Raw genomic sequence first — 20242 nt, 5'->3', positions numbered from 1 at the left:
TCCATTTATTGCTAAGGCCTTACGGCACGATCCTGTTAACGATGATTAAGAATGTCTTAATCGCGGGCATTTCATTCGCGACGCTCTGCCAATAGGATGTTGGAGAAATTGGCGGACAAGCCGTCCGGGTGGGGATAGCTCGGAGATCCGCGCAAGCGGCATGATCCGGACTGTGGGCTTGCGTAGCGCGCAGAGCTCGCGGGGGGACGCGTACAAGTAACGAGGGCTCGGACTGAACATGGCAAACACTCCGAAAAAGGTCAAAGACCCCACAGAAGATGCGCTTTCTGCAATCCAGGAAGCCCTGAACATCAGCGACACGGCTGCGGACACCAGCCGCAATGCCTCGATGCGCAGCGAGACGCCGCCCCCGGTCGCGCCACCGGCTCCCCCGATCTTCGACGAACCGAGCTTCGACCCGCGTCCTGCCGCGAACGAACGCGCGATGTTCGACCAGGTCGAGGAGCCGCGCTCCTCGCGCCGCGCCGCCAATGACGACCGTGCGACCATCGGCCAGCTCTTGCAGACGCTGCAAACGGGACGCCCGACCCGCAACATCTATACCGGCGCGACAATCTTCACCGTCATCTGGCTGGCGGCCTGCGCCGCGCTGACGGTCGGCTTCCTGCCTTCGATCCAGGCGGCGATGGGCCAGAGCGGCGGCGTGTTGGCCATTGCCGGCCTCGTCACGATGTTCTTCGCGCCGATCATGCTGTTCTTCTTCCTGGCGAGCCTCGTCTGGCGCGGCCAGCAAATGAGCTCGGTCGCGCAAGCAATGGCCCAGGTTGCGATCCGCTTCTCCGAGCCGGAAGGCTCGGCTTCGGATTCCATGGTGACCGTCGGCCAGGCCATCCGCCGCGAGGTTGCGGCGATGGGCGACGGCATCGAGCGCGCCATCGCGCGCGCCGGCGAACTCGAGACGCTGGTCGCCAACGAGGTCGCGGCGCTCGAACGCGCCTATTCCGACAACGAAGTGCGCATCCGCGCCCTGCTCCAGGACATCGCGCATCAGCGCGACAATCTGGTCGGCCAGGCCGAGCAGGTCCGCAGCGCCATATCCGGCGTGCAGATCGATTTGCGCCACGACATCGCGCTGATCTCGGACGCGATAGCCTCGCGCGTCGACGAGGTGGCCAAGTCCATCACCGGCGCGCTCGAAGAGCGCGGCGCCCACATCACCGGTGCGCTCAGCAACGCCGGCGACAACATGATCCTCGCGCTCGGCGAGCGCGGCGGCGACCTGCTCGACCGCCTCGAGGAGGCCAGCAACGAGACCACGCGCGCCGTGCTCGACGCCAGCGAGCGGCTGACCACCAGCCTCAATTTCAAGACCGGCCACGTTCACGACGAGTTCGTCGACCTCGCCGACCGCGTCCACGAAATGCTGAACGAGCGCATCGACCGCATCACCGGCGAGTTCGAGCAGCGCTCCGCCGCGATCGTCGACGGCATCTCCGAGCGCACCGAGCAGGTGCACGACAGCCTGAAGAATTCGTCGGACTCGCTGCTGCTCGAGCTCGAGCTGCGCTCCAACGACCTCTCCGCCAAGATCGACGACGCCGGCAACCGCCTCGCCGGCCACATCATGACCTCCGGCGACAAGGCGAGCGAAGCGCTCGACGCCACCGTCAACACGCTGGTCGCCAAGGTCGTCAGCCAGACCGAGACCGCGCACGACTCGCTGTCGCTGCAGATGAGCGCCTTCGACGAGCTGGTGAAGAACCAGGGCACCGAGCTGGTCGAGAAATTCGCCCGCGACTCCGGCACACTGGGCGCGCTGATCACCCGCCACATCTCCGAGTTCGACCGCACCGTGAAGACCTTCGGCGGCGAGATCGTCGATCGGATGGGCCAGCGTACGCAGGACATCCATGAGTCGCTGAAGACCTATGTCGACAATTTCGACACCCGCTTCACCTCCAACGGCGGCGCGATCACGGCTGTGCTCGACCAGCGCCTGGTGCAGTTCGAGACCACGGTCGGCGAGCGCGTCAGCAACCTCGACACCTCGCTGAACGGCAAAATCTCCAGCCTCGACTCGACGATCGATGGTCACATCAAGACCTTCGACGAGCAGCTCGTCGGCCGCGTCGCCGCGCTCGAACAGTCGTTCGATACCCGTGCGAAGTCGGTCACCGAGACCATCGACGGACGGCTCAACACGCTCGCCTCGTCGCTGACCGACGGTGCCGCGCAGGCGATCCAGTCGATCGACAACCGCCTCACCCATCTCACGACGTCGCTAACCGATGGCGCATCGCAGGCGATCGAGACGATCGACAACCGCCTCAACCACCTCACGACCTCGCTGACGGATGGCGCATCGCAGACCATCCAGACGATCGACACGCGCCTCACGCATCTGACGACCACGCTCACCGGCGGCGCGTCGCAGGCGCTCGAATCCATCGACACGCGCCTCACCTATCTGACCACCGCGGTGACGAACGGCGCCTCGCAGGCGGTGCAGTCGATCGACACCCGCCTCACCCTCCTGACCTCGACGCTCACGGACGGCACCGCGCAGGCGATCGAGGCGGTCGACCGCCGCATCACCGGCGTCACCGAGATCATCGACGGCCGCAGCATGCACCTGACCGACACGGTCACGGCGCGGTTCCAGGACATCCAGCAGGCCATCGAGACCAAGGTCGGCTCGGTCGCCAGCGACATCGACGTGCGCGTGGCGCAGTTCGAGGACCTGCTCGGCTCGCGCGTCGAGGCCGTCGCCGGCCGCATCGAGAGCAGCGGACGCCAGGCCAGCGAGGACATGATGTCCCGCGCCGAGATGATCTCGACCGCGATCCGCTCGCATGTCGAGGACGCCGAGCGCTCGCTCACCAACCTCGTCGTCAACACCAGCGAGACCATCCAGACCGGTGCGCGCACCGCGCAGCAGTCGCTGATGACGGTCTCCTCCGACGTCAACGCCCAGCTCAAGATGACCTCCGCCGAGGTCGAGCGCGCGCTGACCGCTGTCGGCACCGGTGCCGCGAACTCCATCCTGACCAGCGCCCGCGAAGCGCAGTCGACGCTTGTCGCCGCGTCGGGCGATGCGTCCAACCAGATCAAGGGGCTCGCGGCCGACGTCGAACGCACGCTGTCGTCGGCAGGCTCGGCGACCGCCGCCTCGATCCTGGCCGGTGCCCGCGAGGTGCAGACCACGCTCGTCACGGCGTCCTCGGACGCGGCCAACCACGTCAAGACCCTCACCGCCGACGTGCAGCGCTCGCTGTCGATGGCCGGCTCCGCCACGGCGGAATCGATCACCGCCGGCGCACGCGATGCGCAGAGCGCGCTGGTCGCGGCTTCGAGCGAGACCGCCAACCAGATCAAGGCGCTGTCCTCGGACGTGCAGCGCTCGCTCTCGATGGCCGGCACCGCGACGGCAGAGACCATCATGACCGGCGCGCGCGAAGCCCAGAGCACGCTCGTCAACGCGTCCTCGGATGCGGCGAGCCAGGTCAAGTCGCTCGCCGCCGAAGTGCATCGGTCGCTCTCGCAGGTCGGCCAGTCGACCGCCGAGACGATCACGACCAGCGCCCGCGATGCCCAGAGCACCCTGCTGGCGGTCTCCGCCGAACAGACCGGCCAGGTTCGTTCGCTGGCGGCCGAGATGCAGCGCGCGCTGGCGACCGCCGGCGGCGCCACCATCGAGGCGCTCACCAGCGGCGTACGCGAAGCCCAGGGCACGCTGATCTCCGCTTCGACGGACGCTGCGAGCCAGATCAAGTCGCTGACCACGGACATCGAGCGCACGCTGACCTCGGTCGGCGCCGACACCGCCTCGACCATCCTCAACAGCGCGCGTGAGGCGCAGACCTCGCTGACCTCGACTTCGGCGGATGCCGCAAGCCAGATCCGCACGATCTCGAGCGAGATCGAGCGTACGCTGAGCACGGCCACCGCGAACGCGACCAACGACATCCAGACCAGCGCGCTCAACGCCCAGAACGCGCTGATCAACGCCTCCAACGAGGCAAGCTCGCGGGTCAAGTCGAGCTCGGCGGACGTCGAGCGTTCGGTGCTCGCCGCCAGCAGCAGCTTCGGCCAGGCCATGACCGGCAAGACCGACGAGATTGTCACCTACGTGCAGCAGCAGTCGGACCGTCTCGCCAACATGATCGACGCCAAGCGCGGCTCGCTCGTGGACGCGATCGGTTCCAAGACCAGCCAGCTCACGCTCGACATCGACCGCGTCACGTCCGACGCGCTGAAGTCGATCGAGACCCGCGGCCACGCGTTCTCGCAGACCATGATGGGCAACGGCTCCGAAGTCGCGCGAACCATCAACTCGGCGAGCGAGATGGCGACGGGTGCCGTCAACAAGTCGCTCAAGGACCTCGAACAGGCCTCCCGCGCGGCGATCGACCAGTCGCGCCAGGTCTCGATCGCGGCCGTCACCGAGATGCAGGAGACCAGCAAGATCCTGCGCACCGACACGGTCGCCCTGTTCGAGCGCCTGCGCGAAGGCAACATCCTGCTCCAGGAGGTGCTGACCGGTGCGCACGACAACCTCAACTCGCTCGAGCGGGCGCTGGTGACGCGCGTCGCCGACTTCGTCTCGGCGATGAACGACGTCACCTCGCGCAACGGCGCTGCGACGCAGAACCTGGAAGACCAGCTCAACGTCTTCAACAGCAAGACCACGCGGGCGCTCCAGGATCTCGGCGAGCTGTCGACCCAGTTCGACGCGCACGGCAAGGCACTGGTCGAGGCCGCCCAGGTCGTCGAGCAGAGCAACAAGAACACCACCGCCTCGCTCGCCGAACGCAAGCAGGCGCTGGAATCGCTCGTCACCACGATCGACCTGCGCACGGCCGATCTCGACCAGCGCCTGTCGCGCTTCACCGGCCTGCTCGATGAATCGCTCGCGGCCGCCGAGGAGCGGGCTCGCGACATCGCCCGCGTCGTCGCGGAGACCGCCGGCGCCGGTTCCGCCGCGATCACCCGCCAGTTCGAGGCGGTGCGGTCGGCCTCCGAAGAGGAGCACCGGCAGACCGTCGAGGCCATGCACGACATCTACCGCCAGACCACCGACGAGGCGGATGCGATGTTCAAGCAGTCGACGGAGAAGTTCACCAACCTCGTCTCCAGCATGAAGCAGATGGCGTTCGAGATGCACAACGAGCTCGAAGCCACCCGCAACGAGCTGCGCCGCGGCGTGCTCGAGATGCCCCAGGAGGCCGCCGAGAGCACTGCGCAGATGCGCAAGGTGATCGTCGACCAGATCGAGGCCCTCGCCGAGCTCAACCGCATCGTGGCCCAGCACGGCCGTGGCCTCGACGTCTCCACGACGGGCCGCGCCAGCGTGCAGCGTCAGGAAGAGCCGATGCTGGCGGCCGTCGGCGCGCGCAGCACCGACACGCGCATGCGCGAGAGCGCCAGCGCCTCGACGCTGCCGCCGCCGGACCTCGGCATGCCGGCCTCCTCGCGCCGCACCGAAGCGCCGCCGGTCGCGCCGGCCGGAAACGACCAGGGCCGCGACGGCTGGCTGTCCGACCTGCTGAGCCGCACGGACGCCAACCAGGGTGCACCCACCGGACGTGAGGCCCCGCGCGGCCGCCAGGCTGCACCGGCTCCGCAGCCGCAGGCTCCGCAAGGTGGCGGCAATCCGCTGGAATCGTTGTCGCTAGACATCGGCCGGCTGATGGACCGCAACCTCGCGTCCGAGATGTGGGACCGCTACCAGCGCGGCGAGAACAAGGCCTTCACCAAGCGCCTCTACACGCCCGCGGGCCAGAAGGCCTTTGACGAGGTCGCCCGCAAGTATCGCTCCGACCGCAACTTCAAGGGCACGGTCGACCGCTATGTCGCCGAGTTCGAACGTCTGCTCGACGAAGTCGCCCGCGACGGCCGCGGCCCGCAGGAGCTGCGCAACCACCTGACCTCGGAGACGGGCCTGGTGTACACACTGCTCGCGCACGCAGCGGGCCGGCTGGGGTGAGCGGTTCGCAGCGATAGCGAATGAAAAACGGAGCCCTCGCGGGCTCCGTTTTGTTTTGGGGCACATCGCTGCGCCTCCACAAACTCGTCATTGCGAGGAGCTCTTGCGACGAAGCAATTCAGACTGCTTCTGCGGAGGCAGTCTGGATTGCTTCGCTTCGCTCGCAATGACGAGGTGAGAGACGAGTGCAACGCGGCTACTGCCGCCTGCGCTCCGGCACGGCCGGCTTCGGCGGCTCGGGCGTCGGCGGCGGCGCGGCCGGCGGTGCGCTGTTGCTGGCGCCGAACAGGACGCGGGTCGGGTTGCGGTCGAAATTGTTGACGGCGCGACTGATGTCGCCGAGCGTGCGGCGGCCGTCGGTCATCAATGCGCCGGAGCGCTTGTCAAAATCGTCAGCCAGTTCGCGGATCGACTTCACCGCCTGGAACAGCTCGCCGCCATCCTTGCCGCCGGCGAGCGTGTTGAGGCCAAGCATGAGGCTATCGGCCTTGAGCATGACGCCGTCGACCTTGGCCATCACGCCGTCGATCTTCTCGGAGTTGCGGGCGAGCGAGTTGGTGAAGGTCTCGAGATTCTTCAGCGAGTTCTTCACCGACTCCTGATTGTCGGCGACGATTTTGTTGATGTTCTGGAGCGTGCCGCGGATCGCCTCGGTGACGTCCTGGAGCTTGTTGGGATCGGCCGTCAGCGTGGGGATGCCGTCCTCGTCGAGCGGCGGCGACGGCGCGGCCTCCTCGCCGCCCTTGAGCGAGATCGCGGCAACGCCGGTCAGGCCCTGAAATTCGAGGCCGACCAGGGTGTCCTTGCGGATCGGGGCGTTGTTCTCGACCATGGCGAGTGCGACAACCCGCCGCGGGTTGTCGAGCTTCACCGAGACCACCTCGCCCACCCGGATACCGTTGAAATTGACGCTGCCGCCGTTGCGCAGGCCCGCGGCCGGGCCCTCGAACACGACGCGCAGCGGGCTGCGCTGCTTGGTGGTGTGCAACGACTGAAACCACAGCACGAAGCCGATCGCGGCGGCGATCACCGCCAGCGTGAACGACCCGATCAGCACGTAATTTGCGCGCGTTTCCATCAGCTACTCCGGCACCTCAGCCCATCACCGCGCGAGCGCGCTTGCCATGGAAATATTGCCTCAGCCAGGGATGCTGCGAGGCCTGCATGTCGGCGATCGACCCTGCCGCAATGATCTTACCGTTCCCTAAAACGGCGATGCGGTCACATGCTGTGTAAAGGCTATCGAGGTCGTGGGTTACCATGAAAACGGTCAGTCCCAAAGTACGCTGCAGCGTCCTGACCAGCTCGTCGAAATCGCCGGCGCCGATCGGGTCGAGGCCCGAGGTCGGTTCGTCCAGGAAGACGAGATCCGGGTCGAGCGACAGCGCGCGCGCCAGCGCCACGCGCTTGATCATGCCACCCGACAGTTCCGACGGAAAGCGATCGGCGACTTCGGGCTTGAGACCCACCATGGTGAGCTTGGCGATGGTGATCTCGTCCATCAGCCGCTGCGACACCCGCAGATATTCGCGCATCGGAAACTGGATGTTCTGCCGCACCGTGAGCGAGGAGAACAGCGCGCCCTGCTGAAACAGCACGCCCCAGCGCCGCTCCACGTTGCGACGCTGCGACGTATTGGAGGCATCCAGATCGACGCCGAACACCTCGATGCTGCCTGCGACCTTCGGCACGAGGCCGATGATGGTGCGTGTCAGCACGGACTTGCCCGCGCCGGAAGGACCAACGAAGCCAAGAATCTCGCCGCGCTTGACGTCGAGGTCGAGCCCGTCGAGCACGCGCGTCGCGCCGAACTGCACGGTGATGTCGCGGACGCGAATGATGGGGTTCTGAATTTCGGGAGCCATCGTCACATCCCGATCGCGGCGAAGAAGATGGCGAACACGCCGTCCATGACGATGACGAAAAAAATGCCTTTCACGACAGACGACGTCGTATGCTGCCCGAGCGATTCGGCGCTGCCTTGCACCGCGAGCCCCTCGACGCAGGCGACGATGCCGATCACCGCGGCCATGACAGGTGCCTTGACGATGCCGACGATGAAATGGTCGATCGAGATGGCATCGCGCAGCCGCAGCAGGAAAGCCTCCGGCTGCACGCCCCCATAGAGCCAGGCGACGAGGCCGCCGCCATATAGCGCGGCCATCGCGCCGAGGAAGGCCAGGATCGGCAGCGCGAGAACGAGCGCGAGCATGCGCGGCAGCACCAGGACCTCGATCGGGTCGAAACCCATGGTGCGCAGCGCGTCGATCTCCTCGCGCATCTTCATCGAGCCGAGTTCGGCGGTGTAGGCGCTGCCGGAGCGGCCCGCGACCATGATCGCGACCAGCAGCACGCCGATCTCGCGCAGCACCAGCACACCGAGCATGTCGACGACGAACAGGTCGGCGCCGAACCTGCGGAAGTGGAAGATGCCCTGCTGGGCGATGATGCAGCCGATCAGGAACGTGATCAGCACGACGATCGGCACCGCGCGCCAGCAGACCTGCTCGAGATGATGCACGGTCGAGGTCAGGCGGAACGAGCGCGGATGAATCAGGGTGCGCGCGACCGCCGCGAGCACCGCGCCGAGCATGTCGATCAGGCCTGCCACGGTGCCGGCAACGCCGGCCACGGCCCGGCCGATCTGCTCCAGCATGCCGGTGATGGTGATCGTGCTGCTGTCGATGACGGGCGTTGCCCTGACCCGCCGCACCTCGTCCACGAGGCTCGAATAATTGGCGGAGAGGCCGGCGATCTGCGCCTCGACGGCGCCCTGCGTCAGGCTGCGGCGTAGCCGCTCGATCAGCCAGGCGCCGAAAGTGTCGAGCTTGGAGACCTCGGAAACGTCGATGAAGATGCTTTGGGAGCCGCCGGCGAGCTTCTCGGCGTCAGCCACCATCCGCTCCAGGACCGGCGCGAAGCTCGCGGTCCAGGTTCCGGTGGCGCAGAGTGCCAGCGCATTGCCTTTTGCAATCCGTTCCAGCTTCGGATCGCCGTTCAAGATGTCCGCTCCCGTGCCGAGGCGCGAGAAACGGATGAAATCAGATGGTTGCGCACGCGCCCTTACCCAGAGAAGGTATCCCCAACTGGTTAACCTTAGTTGCCACAGGTAACCAGCAGGTTCAGATTTCGCCAGAGTTCAAAATGACTTCCAGCAAAGTTCCTGTTCTCTCTGCGCGAATCGAGCGCTTTCCCATCGCGGGCAGTTTCACTATCAGCCGGGGCGCCAAGACCGAGGCTGTGACCGTCCTGGCCGAGGTCAGCCGGGACGGCCTGACCGGCCGCGGCGAATGCGTGCCCTATCCCCGCTATGGCGAGACGCCCGAGGCGACCCTTGCCGCCATCCAGGCCATGCAGGAGGCCGTGGCCGGCGGCCTCACCAGCCAGGCCCTGCAAGCCGCCATGCCACCCGGAGCGGCCCGCAACGCGCTGGATTGCGCCCTGATCGATCTGGAAGCCAGGGCCGCCGGCCTGCGGGCCTGGAGCCTGCTCGACCGCCCCGCGCCGGGCGAGCGCACCACGGCCTACACGATCTCGCTGGGCACGCCCGAGGCCATGGCGGCGGCGACCGCCAAAGCGGCGCACCGGCCGCTGCTCAAGATCAAGCTGGGCGGCGACGGCGACGGGGAGCGGATCGCCGCGGTGCGCGAGGCCGCTCCTGAATCCGAACTGATCGTGGATGCCAACGAGGCCTGGACCGAGGCCAATCTGGAGCACAATCTTGCGGCCTGCGAGGCCGTCGGCGTCACCCTGGTCGAGCAACCGCTGCCCGCGGGCAAAGACGACGCGCTGGCGCGGATCAAGCGGCCGCTCGTGGTCTGCGCCGACGAGAGCGTGCACGACCGCTCTTCGCTCGCATCCTTGCGTGAACGCTACGACGCCGTGAACATCAAGCTCGACAAGACCGGCGGCCTCACCGAGGCGCTGGCGATGGCCGATGCCGCTCAGGCGCTCGGCTTCGAGATCATGATCGGCTGCATGGTCGCGACCTCGCTGTCGATGGCGCCTGCAATGCTGGTGACGCCGCAGGCGCGCTTCGTCGATCTCGACGGCCCGCTGCTGCTGGCGCGCGACCGCGATCATGGGCTGCGTTACGACGACAGCCTGGTCTATCCGCCGGACTCGTCGCTGTGGGGATGAGCTTTCAGCCGGTGCCGCGCCGACCAGATCAGAAGCGCGCCGGCAGCGGCCATCGCCGCCATGACGTAATATAAGCCGTCGCCGATGCGGGCGTAGATCGCGCCTGACGCGATCGAGGTGGTCGCACCCAACAGCCCGGTGCATGCGGCGTAATAGCCCTGCCCCCGCGCGATCTGATGCGACGGTACGCGCTGCACCAGAAGACTCATCGTGCCGAGAATGGTCATTCCGAAGGTCAGGCCGTGGCCAAGCTGCACGACCGCGAGCAGCGCGAGTGGCGGATCGTATGCGGTGACGACCCAGCGCACGACCGCGCTTGCGCCCCCGATGGCCATGAGCGAGGACGGATGCAGCGAGAAGCGCGGCGACAGCGCGAAGACGATGATCTCGGCGATCACCCCTAACGTCCAGAGGCCCGCGATCGTCAGCCCGCCGAGGCCGTGGGCCTGCCAGTTGATGGCCGAGAACGTATAATACGCGACGTGACTGCCCTGGATCAGCGCGGCAGAGACGATGATGGCCCAGAAGCCGGCATCGCGCAGCAGCGCCTTGCTGTCGTGCACCGCCGTCGTCCTTCGCCTGACATCGTCGAGCGGCTGCAGCAGCATGCCGGCGGAGACCGCAATCACGGCCCAGGCGACGATGACCCAGATCAGATCGCGCGGCGCGATGTGGTCTACGAGATAGCCGCAGGCGAGCGAGCCGGCCGCGAAGGCTGCCGAGCCCCACAGCCGCACCGGCCCGTAGTCGAGCCCGTAGCGGGCGACGCCACGCAGCGCATAGGCGTCGGTCAGCGGCATGGTCGGCGTCCACATCACGCAGGTCAGCGCATAGATCAGGAACAGCGCCAACGGCTGCTGCTGCAAGCCGACCGCCGTGAACCCGATCGCCGTCGCCAGCACGGACACCATCACGCCGGCGCGAATGGCATGTCGCTTTTCGGCAAAGGCGGTGATCTGCGGCAGCGTGGTGAAGCGCGTGATCGCCGGCAGCGCGTTGATGAGGCCGATCCAGGCCGCGTCGATGCCGATCGCCTTCAGCCAGACCGGAAAGAACGGCAGATGCGTTCCCGATACCGCGAACACGGCCGAGTAGAACAGCGCGAGGCTCACGGCGAATCGCCGCTTCTGAGATGCTGCGATGGGGATTTGTGATTCGGGTGCCATCAAACCAATTGCGATTCGGTCGATATCGTGGTGATCGTTACTGTAACGCGCGGTGATTTGCGCGACGAGATTGACATGGCCAACGAAGCATTCGCCCTCTCGCCTATGTCTGCCCGCGCGGCCGAGCCGAACGAGCAGGATTACGACGCGATCCGCGAAGCCTTCATGGAGACCGCGCGCGGCCGCTGGTTCCTCGGCGAATACGCCAAGCGCAACCGCAATGCCGACACCCGCATGGTGCTCGACGCGGTCGCGAAAATCGAAGAAACCCTTGCGGCACAGCGCCAACCCGTGGTCGAGGACCGCCTGCCCGAGGCGCTGGTCGCGATCCGGCACGCGATCCGCGAGGCCGAGACGATCGCGATCGCGGCGTTCGATCCCGGGGCGATCGAGGTGAGCCTCGCGCCGATCCCTCGCGGCCTGCGCATCATCAAGGAGATCTCCTGGCGCTGGCGCGAGATCGGCGCCGACGGGCGAATCTGCGATCTGATTGATTCGCAGCTCGCCTCCATCGAGGCAGCCTGCGCGCAGGTTTCGACCATCGACCCCCGCGCAGACCTCAAGGCCGCATTCGATCTGCTCAAGGACCGGATCGACCAGACCGACGCTGACGCAACGCCGCAGGCCGCGCGCCCCTCGCCGGCTCCGGTGCAGGACGCACCGTCGCCCGTTGCGGAAGCTCCGCTTGCGGAGGCCGCACCTGCGGCAATGGCCGGCGAAGCAGCCGTGGCTTTTACGGAAGCGCCGCAGGACATTGCAGAGCCGATCGAGCCCGAAGCCGCCGTGGAGACGGCCGGCGTCGCTGAGACGTTCTCCGTTGCGGAGCAGGCGATGGACGCCGCCTTGGAGCCGGAGACCGTCGCCGAGAGCCGGATCGCGCCTGAAGCCGCCGCTTTTGAAGAGCCCGCCGCCTTCGCCGAGGTGACGGACGAATTTTCGCTCGATGCCGCCGCCGAAGCCGAGGACGAAGCCATCCTCGACGCAATCGCGCTGGAGATGGCCGCGCCCGACCCGGAATTCGACGAGATCATCGAGCCGGTCGAGATGGAAGCATCGATTCCCGAGCCGGTGGTTGCGGAGGCCGCAGCGCCCATCGCAGCCGAGATAGCGGAGCCGATCGCACCAGAGCCGCTCGCACCCGAGCCAGTCGCCGCCGCAGCGGTCGTGGAGGAGCCCGTAGAGGAAGCGCCGATCGCGATGGAATCGCTTGCGCGCCTCACCAACGCCATTGCGGAAGCCGCCGCTGAAGTGATGGAGCAGCCGGCGCCGGTCATGGCAGCCACCGCGACATTCGGCGCGGCGCAGGCCACGACGCTGCCGATGCCCTCGCCGGTCCCGGAAGCCTCACTCGGCGCCACCATCCTCGCCGGCGGCATCCTGCAAAAGCCGCGCGCCGCCGCAAACGATCCCATGGCGCCAATCCGCCGCATGACCCAAGCCGAGAAGATCGCGTTCTTCTCGTAAGGGGGACGCCTACTCGGACTCGTGTCCCAGACAAGCGAAGCGCAGATCCGGGACCCAGGAGCTACAGCTTCCGTCGCAACATGGGCCCCGGCTCTGCAGCGCATCGTCGAAGAGACGCTGCGCTGCGTCCGGGCCACGAGAGCGGCGTGGGAAAGCACCCTCTCCTCAACGTCATTGCGAGCGTAGCGAAGCAATCCAGGGTCTTTCCGCATCGGCAGTCTGGATTGCTTCGCTGCGCTCGCAATGACGGATAGGCCGCCGCGCGCTCAGACGATCACCCGCAATTCCACACCGCGCCGATCGGCGTCCGCGTCCAGCACGGCCCGAAACTGCCGCCATTGTAGCGGCCGCCTCCGAAGCCGGGCCGGCCGAAATAGCGCCACTCACCATCCCAGCCGTAATATTGCGGGACTGGATCGATGTACCAATGGCGCCGGTCGCTAGGCGACATCCGCCGCATCGCTTCCTTCTGCTTGTAAAGCGGAATGCTGTTGCTGAGCGGCTGGCGATAGCCCGGCAGGAAGCCGTAGCCATGCCAGGCTTGCTTGGGACGTTTTTGGATTGAAGCAGCCGGCGCGACAGCCGGCAGCAGCGATAGGACGATAGCGACAGATAGACACATAAGGCGCGACATGGACCGACCATAAACAGTCGGATGCCGGCAGGCCATTCAAATTCGGGTGGGCGATGTAACAAAGCCATCGCGAAACCGAAGATATCGGGAACGGAAATCCATCACCGAGGGGCAAGGAAAAAATGATTGGCGAAGTGATTGTCATTGGCGATCTGCAATTGCGTGACGGCGCCTCTGTCGACGAACACGACCGACTCGGCGAGCGCATGTACGACATCGTCAGCCGTCTTCCCGGCTTTGTGTCGGTCAAGTCGTTCAAGGCCGACGACGGCGAGGAGCTCACCGTGTTCCGTTTTGCCTCGGAGGAAGCGCTCGAAGCCTGGCGGACTCACCCCGAACACGTCGAGACGATGAAGCGAGGACATGCCGAGTTCTACGCCAGCGGCTTCCTGCAGATCTGCAAGGTGATCCGTGAGGTCGGACCGTTCTAGCACGCGTGACGCATTCCCGCATCGTTCGATCGTGCGCTTCTAGTTGATCACACCCTTCCTGATCAGGAAGCATCCGTAACTGCTGCTGTCGCCGACCTGCACGACGCCAAAGCTCGCCGCCGCCGCGCGATAAAAATCAGGCCGGGAGAGTTTTCCGGGCGCGACGGGCCGGCCGGCAGCGCGTTCGATCTCGGCGAGCACCGCGCGCTGCACGTCGGGGACGCGGTCGGGATCGTCGACCGGCATCATCACGCGCACCGGATCGGGATCGAAATCGTCGAGCGGATAGACCGACATGATGGCGCGGATTGCGGTCTCCATGCTCATGCCCGGCAACTGGATCAGGCGCCGCGAATTCGTGCTCTGCGCGATACGTGCCGCGGGGTGATTGGCATCGACGAAAACGAGGTCGTCGCCATGCCCCATGGAAGCCAGCAGCCAGAGCAGGTCGGGCGTGAGGATCGGATCGATCGATTTCAGCATGTGACGGACTGTCCTCCCATCGTGCACCCACCTTGGCAGGTTCCAAGCGTGATTCAGATCACGCACCCTACCATGGTGATGGCGATCACGGACCTCAAGCTCGAACGCGGCCAAGCTTCCCGGCAACCAATCTCGTATCGAGATCAGTGCCAAAGGAGCACGCCATGTTCCGCCTAAAACCTTTCCTGATGACCGCCAGCCTGCTGGGAAGCCTGTTCGGCTTTGCCTGCGGCCCTGTTTCCGCGCAAGTCGCCCCGGTCGAGCCGGCCCCCACCGCGCTGCAAGGTCCGGAACAGCGGGTGGCGCTGGTGATCGGCAATTCGAACTATCAGAACGCGCCGCAGCTCGCCAATCCCGACAATGACGCGGAGTCCATGGCGAAGTTCCTGAACTCCGCCGGCTTCGAAGTGGTCGCCGCGACCGACCTGACCCAGAACGACATGCTTCGCGTGGTGCAGGACTTCTCCGCCAAAGTGTCAGCGCGCGGTCCGAACACGGTGGCCATGGTCTACTACGCCGGTCACGGCGTGCAGCTCGCCGGCGAGAACTATCTCGTTCCCGTCGACGCCAAGGTCTCGAGCCAGACCGAGCTCGTCAGCAATTCCGTCCGCTTGGTCGACGTGATGTCGACGCTGGAGACGATCCCGAGCCGCATGCGCATCGTCATCCTCGACGCCTGCCGCAACAACCCGTTCCCGAACGTGAATGATGCCGGCCGCGGCTTGGCCATCGTCGATGCGCCGAACGGTTCGATCGTCGGCTATTCCACCGCCCCGGGCGCGGAAGCGCAGGACGGCACCGGCGGTCACAGCCCCTACACGCAGGCCTTCCTGAACGTCGCGCGCGAGCCCAACGTGCCGATCGAGCAGCTGTTCAAGCGCGTGCGCCTCGAAGTCAACCAGACCACCAGCGGCGCGCAGATCCCGTGGGAGAGCTCGTCGCTGACATCCGACTTCACCTTCTTCGGCGACACCGCCGTTGCCGCCAACCGCGCGCCGGTGAATGCGCCCGTCGTGCAGATGGCCTCCAACCTGCCGAGCCGCTCGACCCGCCAGGCCTATGACTACGTCGTGTCCGAAGCCCGGCCGGAGTACTATCAGGAGTTCATCACGATGTATCCGCACGACCCGCTGTGCGATCACGTCCGCTGGCTGCTCAACAACCTGCTGCTCACGCAGGCCTGGCACAAGACGGTGCTCGCGAACTCGCCGGTCGCCTACAAGAACTTCTACGACAGCTACGGCAACACGCCCTATGCGCAGGTCGCGCTGAAGCTCCAGATGCAGCCTAAGCAGATCCCCTTGATGCAGGCGACCAAGTTCCTGGCGCCGCAGAATATCGCCCCGACCTTCAAGATCGGCAATCTCGGCCAGCCCAAATACATGCCGCTGCAGCAGGGTAACGGGGGCGCGCAAGTGAACGGCAATTTGCCGATCGTGCAGAAGTTGGGCGACAACAACGGCATCGGCAAGCTCGGCAACGGCGGCCAGATCATCAACCTGCCCGCGGGCAACAACCAGCAGAACGGCACGCCGTCACAGACCCCGGGCAAGATCGTGACCTTGCCCGCGCCGACCAACACCACGACCACCAAGGGCGGCATCGGCAAGATCGTGACGCTGCCTGCGACCAATAAGACGCCGAATGGCGGCAGCAATGCCGGCACTGTCAATGGCCGTCCTGGCAAGATCGTGAGCATGCCGGTGAATGTCGGCAAGGGCGGCACGACCATCGATGCAAAGCCCGTCAACGTTCAGACGCAGAACAACCCGATCCGCATCAACAACGGCGCGAAGATCAACAACAACCCGGTGAACAAGGTGCAGGTGCAGAACAACAACCGCCCGCAGTTCAACACGACCAACCGCATCGTCAACAACGGCAGCAACAACTTCCGCCAGTCGATGAACCAGAGCCAAGGCGGTAACGGCGGCAACAACCACCGCGGCTTCATGCACTGATTGCGGTCGGCCACACACAACAAAGGGCAGAGCGGTGACGCTCTGCCCCTCTTCACGTCAGAAGATTAGAATATCAGGCCACCAGCTCCGCAAACAAATCGGCATCGACATTGCCGCCGGAGAGCACGATGACGACGTTCTTGCCGGCAACATCAAGTCGCCCCGCAAGCAGCGCGGCAAGACCCACGGCGCCACCCGGCTCCACCACGAGCTTCAGCTCGCGATAGGCAAAGGCGACGGCAGCGCCGACTTCCTTGTCTGAGGCGGTCACGCCGCGCGCGAGCAGCTTGCTGTTGATCGCGAACGTCATCTCGCCGGGGATCAAGGCCATCAGCGCATCGCAGATGGTGCGGCCTGCTGGCCCGTGCGGTTCGCGATGACCTGCGGTCAGCGAAAGGCCGTGATCGTCGAACGACTCGGGTTCGGCCACGACGATTTGAGCCAGCGGGTACCGTGCTTTCACGGCCGTCGCGACGCCTGCGATCAGGCCGCCGCCGGAGGCCGGGGCCACCACGATGTCTGGGGCGATACCAAGCGCCGCCATGTCCTCGGCGATCTCGCGACCGGCGGTGCCTTGGCCGGCGATCACGAAGGGATCGTCATAGGGCCTGACCAGCGTCGCGCCGCGCTTCTCGGCGATGCCGCGCGAGATCGCCTCTCGGTCATCGCGGTCGCGGTCGTACAGCACGACCTCGGCACCGTAGGATTTGGTACGCTCGCGCTTCGACAACGGCGCATCCGCCGGCATCACGATGGTCGCCTGCATGTCGAGGATCTTTGCCGCCGCCGCCACGCCCTGGGCGTGGTTGCCGGAGGAGAACGCGACCACGCCGCCGGCGCGCTTGTCCTGCGGGATCGAGGCGACCTTGTTGAAGGCACCGCGGAACTTGAACGAGCCGGTGCGCTGGAGCATCTCCGGCTTGAGATAGACCTTTGCGCCGACACGCTCGTTGAGCACGGGAAAGGACAACAGCGGGGTGCGGACGGCGAACGGCGCGATCACGCGTGCTGCGGCATCGATATCGGCAGGGCCGATCGGGAGGAGCTGTTCTGTCATGCCCGATGTTATCGCGGCGGATGAGGCGCGGGCAAGGCATCTCCGCGCGAGGATTTTGGGCTCTCAGGCGACGAATCGCGCCGGCTCCGCCCCGTTCTGGCCGGGCAGCACCGCACCGACCGCCAAAATGCTGTCGATAAAAGCCCGCGCCGAGGCCTCCCAGGTGTAGTTGGCGGCGAATTCGACACAGTCCTGCCGGGAGATGTCCAGCGCGGCGAAGCAGGCGCTGCGCAGATCGTGATCGAGTGCGCCGACCGGCGCATCGCCGATCACGTCGCGGGGGCCCTTCACTGGAAACGCCGCGACCGGGAGGCCGCTCGCCAGCGCTTCGAGCAGAACCAAGCCGAACGTATCGGTCTTGCTCGGAAACACGAAGACGTCGGCGGCCGCGTAAATGTCCGCCAGTTCCTCGCCGTGCTTTTCGCCAAGGAAGATCGCGTCCGGATAGGCCTCCTCGAGCGCGACACGCGCCGGACCGTCGCCGACGATCACCTTGGTGCCGGGCAGGTCGAGGTCGAGGAACGCCTCGAGATTCTTCTCCACCGCGACCCGGCCGACCGAGAGGAACACCGGCGCGGGCAGGCAGAGATCAATCGCGCGGGGATGGAACAAATCGGTGTCGACGCCGCGCGGCCACAGCACGACATTGTCGAAGCCGCGCTCGGTCAGCTCGCTGGCGAGCGCCGGCGTTGCCGCCATCACGGCGCGGCTGGGGCTGTGGAATCGGCGCAGCGCCCGCCAGATCAGCGAGCCCGGCACCGGCACGCGGGCACGGACATATTCGGGAAAGCGGGTGTGGAAGCTGGTCGTGAAGGGCAGCTTGCGCTGGCGGCAATAGCGGCGGACCATCAAGCCGATCGGACCCTCCGTCGCGATGTGGATGCTGTCCGGGCGCGCCTCTTCGATCAGCTTCGCGATTCTACCCGGCCGCGGCATGGCCAGCCGCACGTCACGATAGCTCGGCATCGCAAAGGTGCGGAACGATTGCGGCGTCAGGAACGAGAATTCGACGCTGAGGCTTTTGGCGGCGTCAGCAAGCTTGGTCAGCGTCCGAACCACACCGTTGACTTGCGGGTGCCAGGCGTCGGTCGCGACCAGGATGCGCATCAGGCTGCCTTTGTCATGCAGCTCTGGCTGCAACCTGCGGGACCTGTGCCGGCTTCTCGGCCTGGTCCGCCCAGGTGATGATCTCGAAACGGCCGTCATCGTGCTCGACCAGCGCCGTGCAGCTCTCGACCCAGTCGCCGCAATTCATGTAGCGGATGCCGCCCTCGTCGCGGATCACCGCGTAATGGATGTGGCCGCAGATCACGCCGTCGGCGTCGTGGCGCCGCGCTTCGGCGGCGAGCGCCTGCTCGAACGCGCCGATATAGTTGACCGCGTTCTTGACCTTCTGCTTGGCCCATTGCGACAGCGACCAATAGGGCACCTTGAACATGCGCCGGAAGAAGTTAACGAAGCGATTGAGCTGGATCGCGAAGTCGTAGGCCTTGTCGCCGAGATGGGCGAGCCAGCGTGCGTTCTGCACCACGAGGTCGAAGATGTCGCCGTGGATGACGAGATAGCGCTTGCCGTCCGCGCCGGTGTGAACGGTGTTCTCGACCACGTCGATGCCGCCGAAATGCGTGCCGTAATAGTTGCGCAGGAACTCGTCGTGATTGCCGGGAATGTAGATGACCTTGGCGCCCTTGCGCGCCTTGCGCAGAAGCTTCTGGACGAGGTCGTTATGCGATTGCGGCCAATGCCAGCTCGATTTCAGCGCCCAGCCGTCGACGATGTCGCCGACGAGATAGATCGTGTCGGCATCATGGAAACGCAGGAAATCGAGCAGAAGGTCGGCTTGAGAACCGCGGGCTCCGAGATGAACGTCGGAGATGAACAACGTGCGAAAGCGCCGCTCCGGGCTCTCGTCACTCACATCGTAACTTCCCATGCGCCAGCCTGTAACAATGTCCCGTGACAGGGGGATGACTAATTGAAACTTTGAGGCACCTTCGGATACGAATCGCGCTTGCCTCACTCACCCCGCGAATATCAGTCGCATGCGACAATCAGGCGACATGGCGTCGCAGCAGCCTCCGCAAGAACCCGGAACTGCATCGCGGGATGGGGTTGACTGCGACGCGCTCGCGAGCGGCGTTCAGTAAAATTTGTGGAAATGATGGATCGGGCCGTGGCCGTGGCCCACGCTGAAGCGGTCGGCGGCCCCGATCGCCGCGCTGATCCAGGCCTTGGCGTTGCGCACGGCGCGCTTGAGATCCTCGCCTCTGGCGAGCCCCGCGGCGACCGCCGAGGACAGCGAGCAGCCGGTGCCATGGGTGTTGCGAGTGGCAACGCGCGGCGCGGCGAGCGCGATCGTGTTGCTGGCATCGACGAGATAGTCGATGCTCTCGGCGCCCTCGCCGTGCCCGCCCTTGATCAGGACCGCACGGCAGCCGAGCGCCAGCAGCCGGCGCCCCTGGCTCTCGATCTCGGCCTCGCTGGCCGCGACCGGCTCGCCGAGCAGAGCCGCGGCCTCGGGCAGATTGGGTGTGATCACCGAGGCCAGCGGCAACAGTTTGATGCGCAGGGCGTCGACGGCTTCGGACGCGAGCAGGCGATCGCCCGATGTCGCCACCATCACGGGATCGAGCACGATATGCCGGGGCGCCCAGCGCGACAGCGCGGCCGCGATCGCATCGATGCTGGCGGCTTGCGCCACCATCCCGATCTTGACCGCGCCGACCTCGAGATCGGAAAACACCGCGTCGATCTGCGCGGTGACGAATTCGGCGGGCACCGCGTGAATGCCGGTGACGCCGCGCGTGTTCTGCGCCGTCAGCGCCGTGATGGCGGAAGCGCCAAAAACGCCGAGAGCGGCAAAGGTCTTCAGGTCGGCCTGGATGCCGGCGCCGCCGCTCGAATCGGAGCCGGCAATGGTCAGCGCGACAGGCGTCGTCATGGGGCGACTTTCAGCGTT

Annotated in this window: 15 protein-coding genes; 5 read left to right on the top strand and 10 right to left on the bottom strand. The window is 66.0% G+C overall.

The genetic code is table 11. The annotated features are described in order from the left end of the window. Window positions 1-238 precede the first annotated feature (238 nt). The gene (locus tag AC0L27_RS33785; protein WP_473322037.1) at window positions 239-5947 is read left to right on the top strand and encodes an apolipoprotein A-IV repeat region-like domain-containing protein; all 5709 of its coding nucleotides are present in this window, start codon (window positions 239-241) and stop codon (window positions 5945-5947) included. A 196-nt stretch (window positions 5948-6143) separates the two neighbouring features. Here AC0L27_RS33785 and AC0L27_RS33780 read toward each other — a convergent pair whose 3' ends face one another. From AC0L27_RS33780 to AC0L27_RS33770, 3 genes are read right to left on the bottom strand one after another with little or no spacing between them, the layout of a single operon-like run. Continuing rightward, on the bottom strand, window positions 6144-7025 hold the full coding sequence (locus AC0L27_RS33780; RefSeq protein WP_473322036.1) for an MlaD family protein: 882 nt from the start codon (window positions 7023-7025) through the stop codon (window positions 6144-6146). A 16-nt stretch (window positions 7026-7041) separates the two neighbouring features. After that, window positions 7042-7812, bottom strand: a complete 771-nt coding sequence (locus AC0L27_RS33775) for an ABC transporter ATP-binding protein (RefSeq protein ID WP_247400481.1) — start codon at window positions 7810-7812, stop codon at window positions 7042-7044. Window positions 7813-7814: 2 nt separating this feature from the next. Further along, the gene (locus AC0L27_RS33770; protein WP_275169956.1) at window positions 7815-8948 is read right to left on the bottom strand and encodes an MlaE family ABC transporter permease; all 1134 of its coding nucleotides are present in this window, start codon (window positions 8946-8948) and stop codon (window positions 7815-7817) included. A 143-nt stretch (window positions 8949-9091) separates the two neighbouring features. Between AC0L27_RS33770 and dgcA the strand changes: the two genes are divergently transcribed. Beyond that, a complete protein-coding gene (gene dgcA, locus AC0L27_RS33765; protein WP_473322078.1) occupies window positions 9092-10087 on the top strand; it encodes an N-acetyl-D-Glu racemase DgcA in 996 nt (331 codons plus the stop codon). Here the strand turns inward: dgcA and AC0L27_RS33760 are convergent. Then, complete coding sequence (locus AC0L27_RS33760) at window positions 10057-11253, bottom strand: MFS transporter (RefSeq protein ID WP_473322034.1); 1197 nt, start codon at window positions 11251-11253, stop codon at window positions 10057-10059. The genes dgcA and AC0L27_RS33760 overlap by 31 nt on opposite strands. A 75-nt stretch (window positions 11254-11328) precedes the next feature. On the opposite strand from AC0L27_RS33760, the gene AC0L27_RS33755 reads away from it, so the two are divergent. Then, complete coding sequence (locus AC0L27_RS33755; protein ID WP_473322030.1) at window positions 11329-12717, top strand: hypothetical protein; 1389 nt, start codon at window positions 11329-11331, stop codon at window positions 12715-12717. Between the two features lie 274 nt (window positions 12718-12991). Here AC0L27_RS33755 and AC0L27_RS33750 read toward each other — a convergent pair whose 3' ends face one another. After that, the gene (locus AC0L27_RS33750; RefSeq protein ID WP_007612410.1) at window positions 12992-13351 is read right to left on the bottom strand and encodes a hypothetical protein; all 360 of its coding nucleotides are present in this window, start codon (window positions 13349-13351) and stop codon (window positions 12992-12994) included. Window positions 13352-13473: 122 nt separating this feature from the next. Here AC0L27_RS33750 and AC0L27_RS33745 point away from each other — a divergent pair, with 122 nt between their 5' ends. Continuing rightward, window positions 13474-13782 (top strand): antibiotic biosynthesis monooxygenase family protein, encoded by a 309-nt coding sequence (locus AC0L27_RS33745; protein ID WP_473322025.1) that lies wholly within the window; start codon window positions 13474-13476, stop codon window positions 13780-13782. Window positions 13783-13821: 39 nt separating this feature from the next. Here the strand turns inward: AC0L27_RS33745 and AC0L27_RS33740 are convergent, their stop codons facing one another. Further along, complete coding sequence (locus AC0L27_RS33740) at window positions 13822-14265, bottom strand: RbsD/FucU family protein (RefSeq protein ID WP_473322021.1); 444 nt, start codon at window positions 14263-14265, stop codon at window positions 13822-13824. Window positions 14266-14429: 164 nt separating this feature from the next. Here AC0L27_RS33740 and AC0L27_RS33735 point away from each other — a divergent pair, with 164 nt between their 5' ends. After that, a complete protein-coding gene (locus AC0L27_RS33735) occupies window positions 14430-16226 on the top strand; it encodes a caspase family protein (protein WP_473322017.1) in 1797 nt (598 codons plus the stop codon). 73 nt (window positions 16227-16299) lie between these two features. On the opposite strand, the gene AC0L27_RS33730 is transcribed toward AC0L27_RS33735, so the two are convergent. The 4 genes from AC0L27_RS33730 to thiD all read right to left on the bottom strand — a co-directional run bounded on the left by AC0L27_RS33730 (window position 16300) and on the right by thiD (window position 20224). After that, on the bottom strand, window positions 16300-17283 hold the full coding sequence (locus AC0L27_RS33730) for a threonine/serine dehydratase (protein ID WP_473322015.1): 984 nt from the start codon (window positions 17281-17283) through the stop codon (window positions 16300-16302). A gap of 63 nt (window positions 17284-17346) precedes the next feature. Beyond that, the gene (locus AC0L27_RS33725; RefSeq protein WP_473322013.1) at window positions 17347-18390 is read right to left on the bottom strand and encodes a glycosyltransferase family 4 protein; all 1044 of its coding nucleotides are present in this window, start codon (window positions 18388-18390) and stop codon (window positions 17347-17349) included. Between the two features lie 13 nt (window positions 18391-18403). Further along, the gene (locus tag AC0L27_RS33720; protein ID WP_247287409.1) at window positions 18404-19216 is read right to left on the bottom strand and encodes a UDP-2,3-diacylglucosamine diphosphatase; all 813 of its coding nucleotides are present in this window, start codon (window positions 19214-19216) and stop codon (window positions 18404-18406) included. Between the two features lie 207 nt (window positions 19217-19423). Further along, a complete protein-coding gene (thiD, locus tag AC0L27_RS33715) occupies window positions 19424-20224 on the bottom strand; it encodes a bifunctional hydroxymethylpyrimidine kinase/phosphomethylpyrimidine kinase (RefSeq protein ID WP_473322011.1) in 801 nt (266 codons plus the stop codon). Window positions 20225-20242: the final 18 nt, after the last annotated feature.

The organism is Bradyrhizobium sp. Ken51, assembly GCF_055807435.1.
The sequence above is the reverse complement of the archived record's forward strand: the minus strand, read 5'-3'. Positions and strand labels throughout refer to the sequence as shown.

Coding starts and splice junctions, on each gene's coding strand:
- thiD (WP_473322011.1), bottom strand. CDS start 20,224: ATGACGACGCCTGTCGCGCTGACCATTGCCGGCTCCGATTCGAGCGGC.
- AC0L27_RS33730 (WP_473322015.1), bottom strand. CDS start 17,283: ATGACAGAACAGCTCCTCCCGATCGGCCCTGCCGATATCGATGCCGCA.
- AC0L27_RS33720 (WP_247287409.1), bottom strand. CDS start 19,216: ATGGGAAGTTACGATGTGAGTGACGAGAGCCCGGAGCGGCGCTTTCGC.
- AC0L27_RS33745 (WP_473322025.1), top strand. CDS start 13,474: ATGATTGGCGAAGTGATTGTCATTGGCGATCTGCAATTGCGTGACGGC.
- AC0L27_RS33750 (WP_007612410.1), bottom strand. CDS start 13,351: ATGTCGCGCCTTATGTGTCTATCTGTCGCTATCGTCCTATCGCTGCTG.
- AC0L27_RS33755 (WP_473322030.1), top strand. CDS start 11,329: ATGGCCAACGAAGCATTCGCCCTCTCGCCTATGTCTGCCCGCGCGGCC.
- AC0L27_RS33735 (WP_473322017.1), top strand. CDS start 14,430: ATGTTCCGCCTAAAACCTTTCCTGATGACCGCCAGCCTGCTGGGAAGC.
- AC0L27_RS33725 (WP_473322013.1), bottom strand. CDS start 18,390: ATGCGCATCCTGGTCGCGACCGACGCCTGGCACCCGCAAGTCAACGGT.
- dgcA (WP_473322078.1), top strand. CDS start 9,092: ATGACTTCCAGCAAAGTTCCTGTTCTCTCTGCGCGAATCGAGCGCTTT.
- AC0L27_RS33775 (WP_247400481.1), bottom strand. CDS start 7,812: ATGGCTCCCGAAATTCAGAACCCCATCATTCGCGTCCGCGACATCACC.
- AC0L27_RS33785 (WP_473322037.1), top strand. CDS start 239: ATGGCAAACACTCCGAAAAAGGTCAAAGACCCCACAGAAGATGCGCTT.
- AC0L27_RS33760 (WP_473322034.1), bottom strand. CDS start 11,253: ATGGCACCCGAATCACAAATCCCCATCGCAGCATCTCAGAAGCGGCGA.
- AC0L27_RS33740 (WP_473322021.1), bottom strand. CDS start 14,265: ATGCTGAAATCGATCGATCCGATCCTCACGCCCGACCTGCTCTGGCTG.
- AC0L27_RS33780 (WP_473322036.1), bottom strand. CDS start 7,025: ATGGAAACGCGCGCAAATTACGTGCTGATCGGGTCGTTCACGCTGGCG.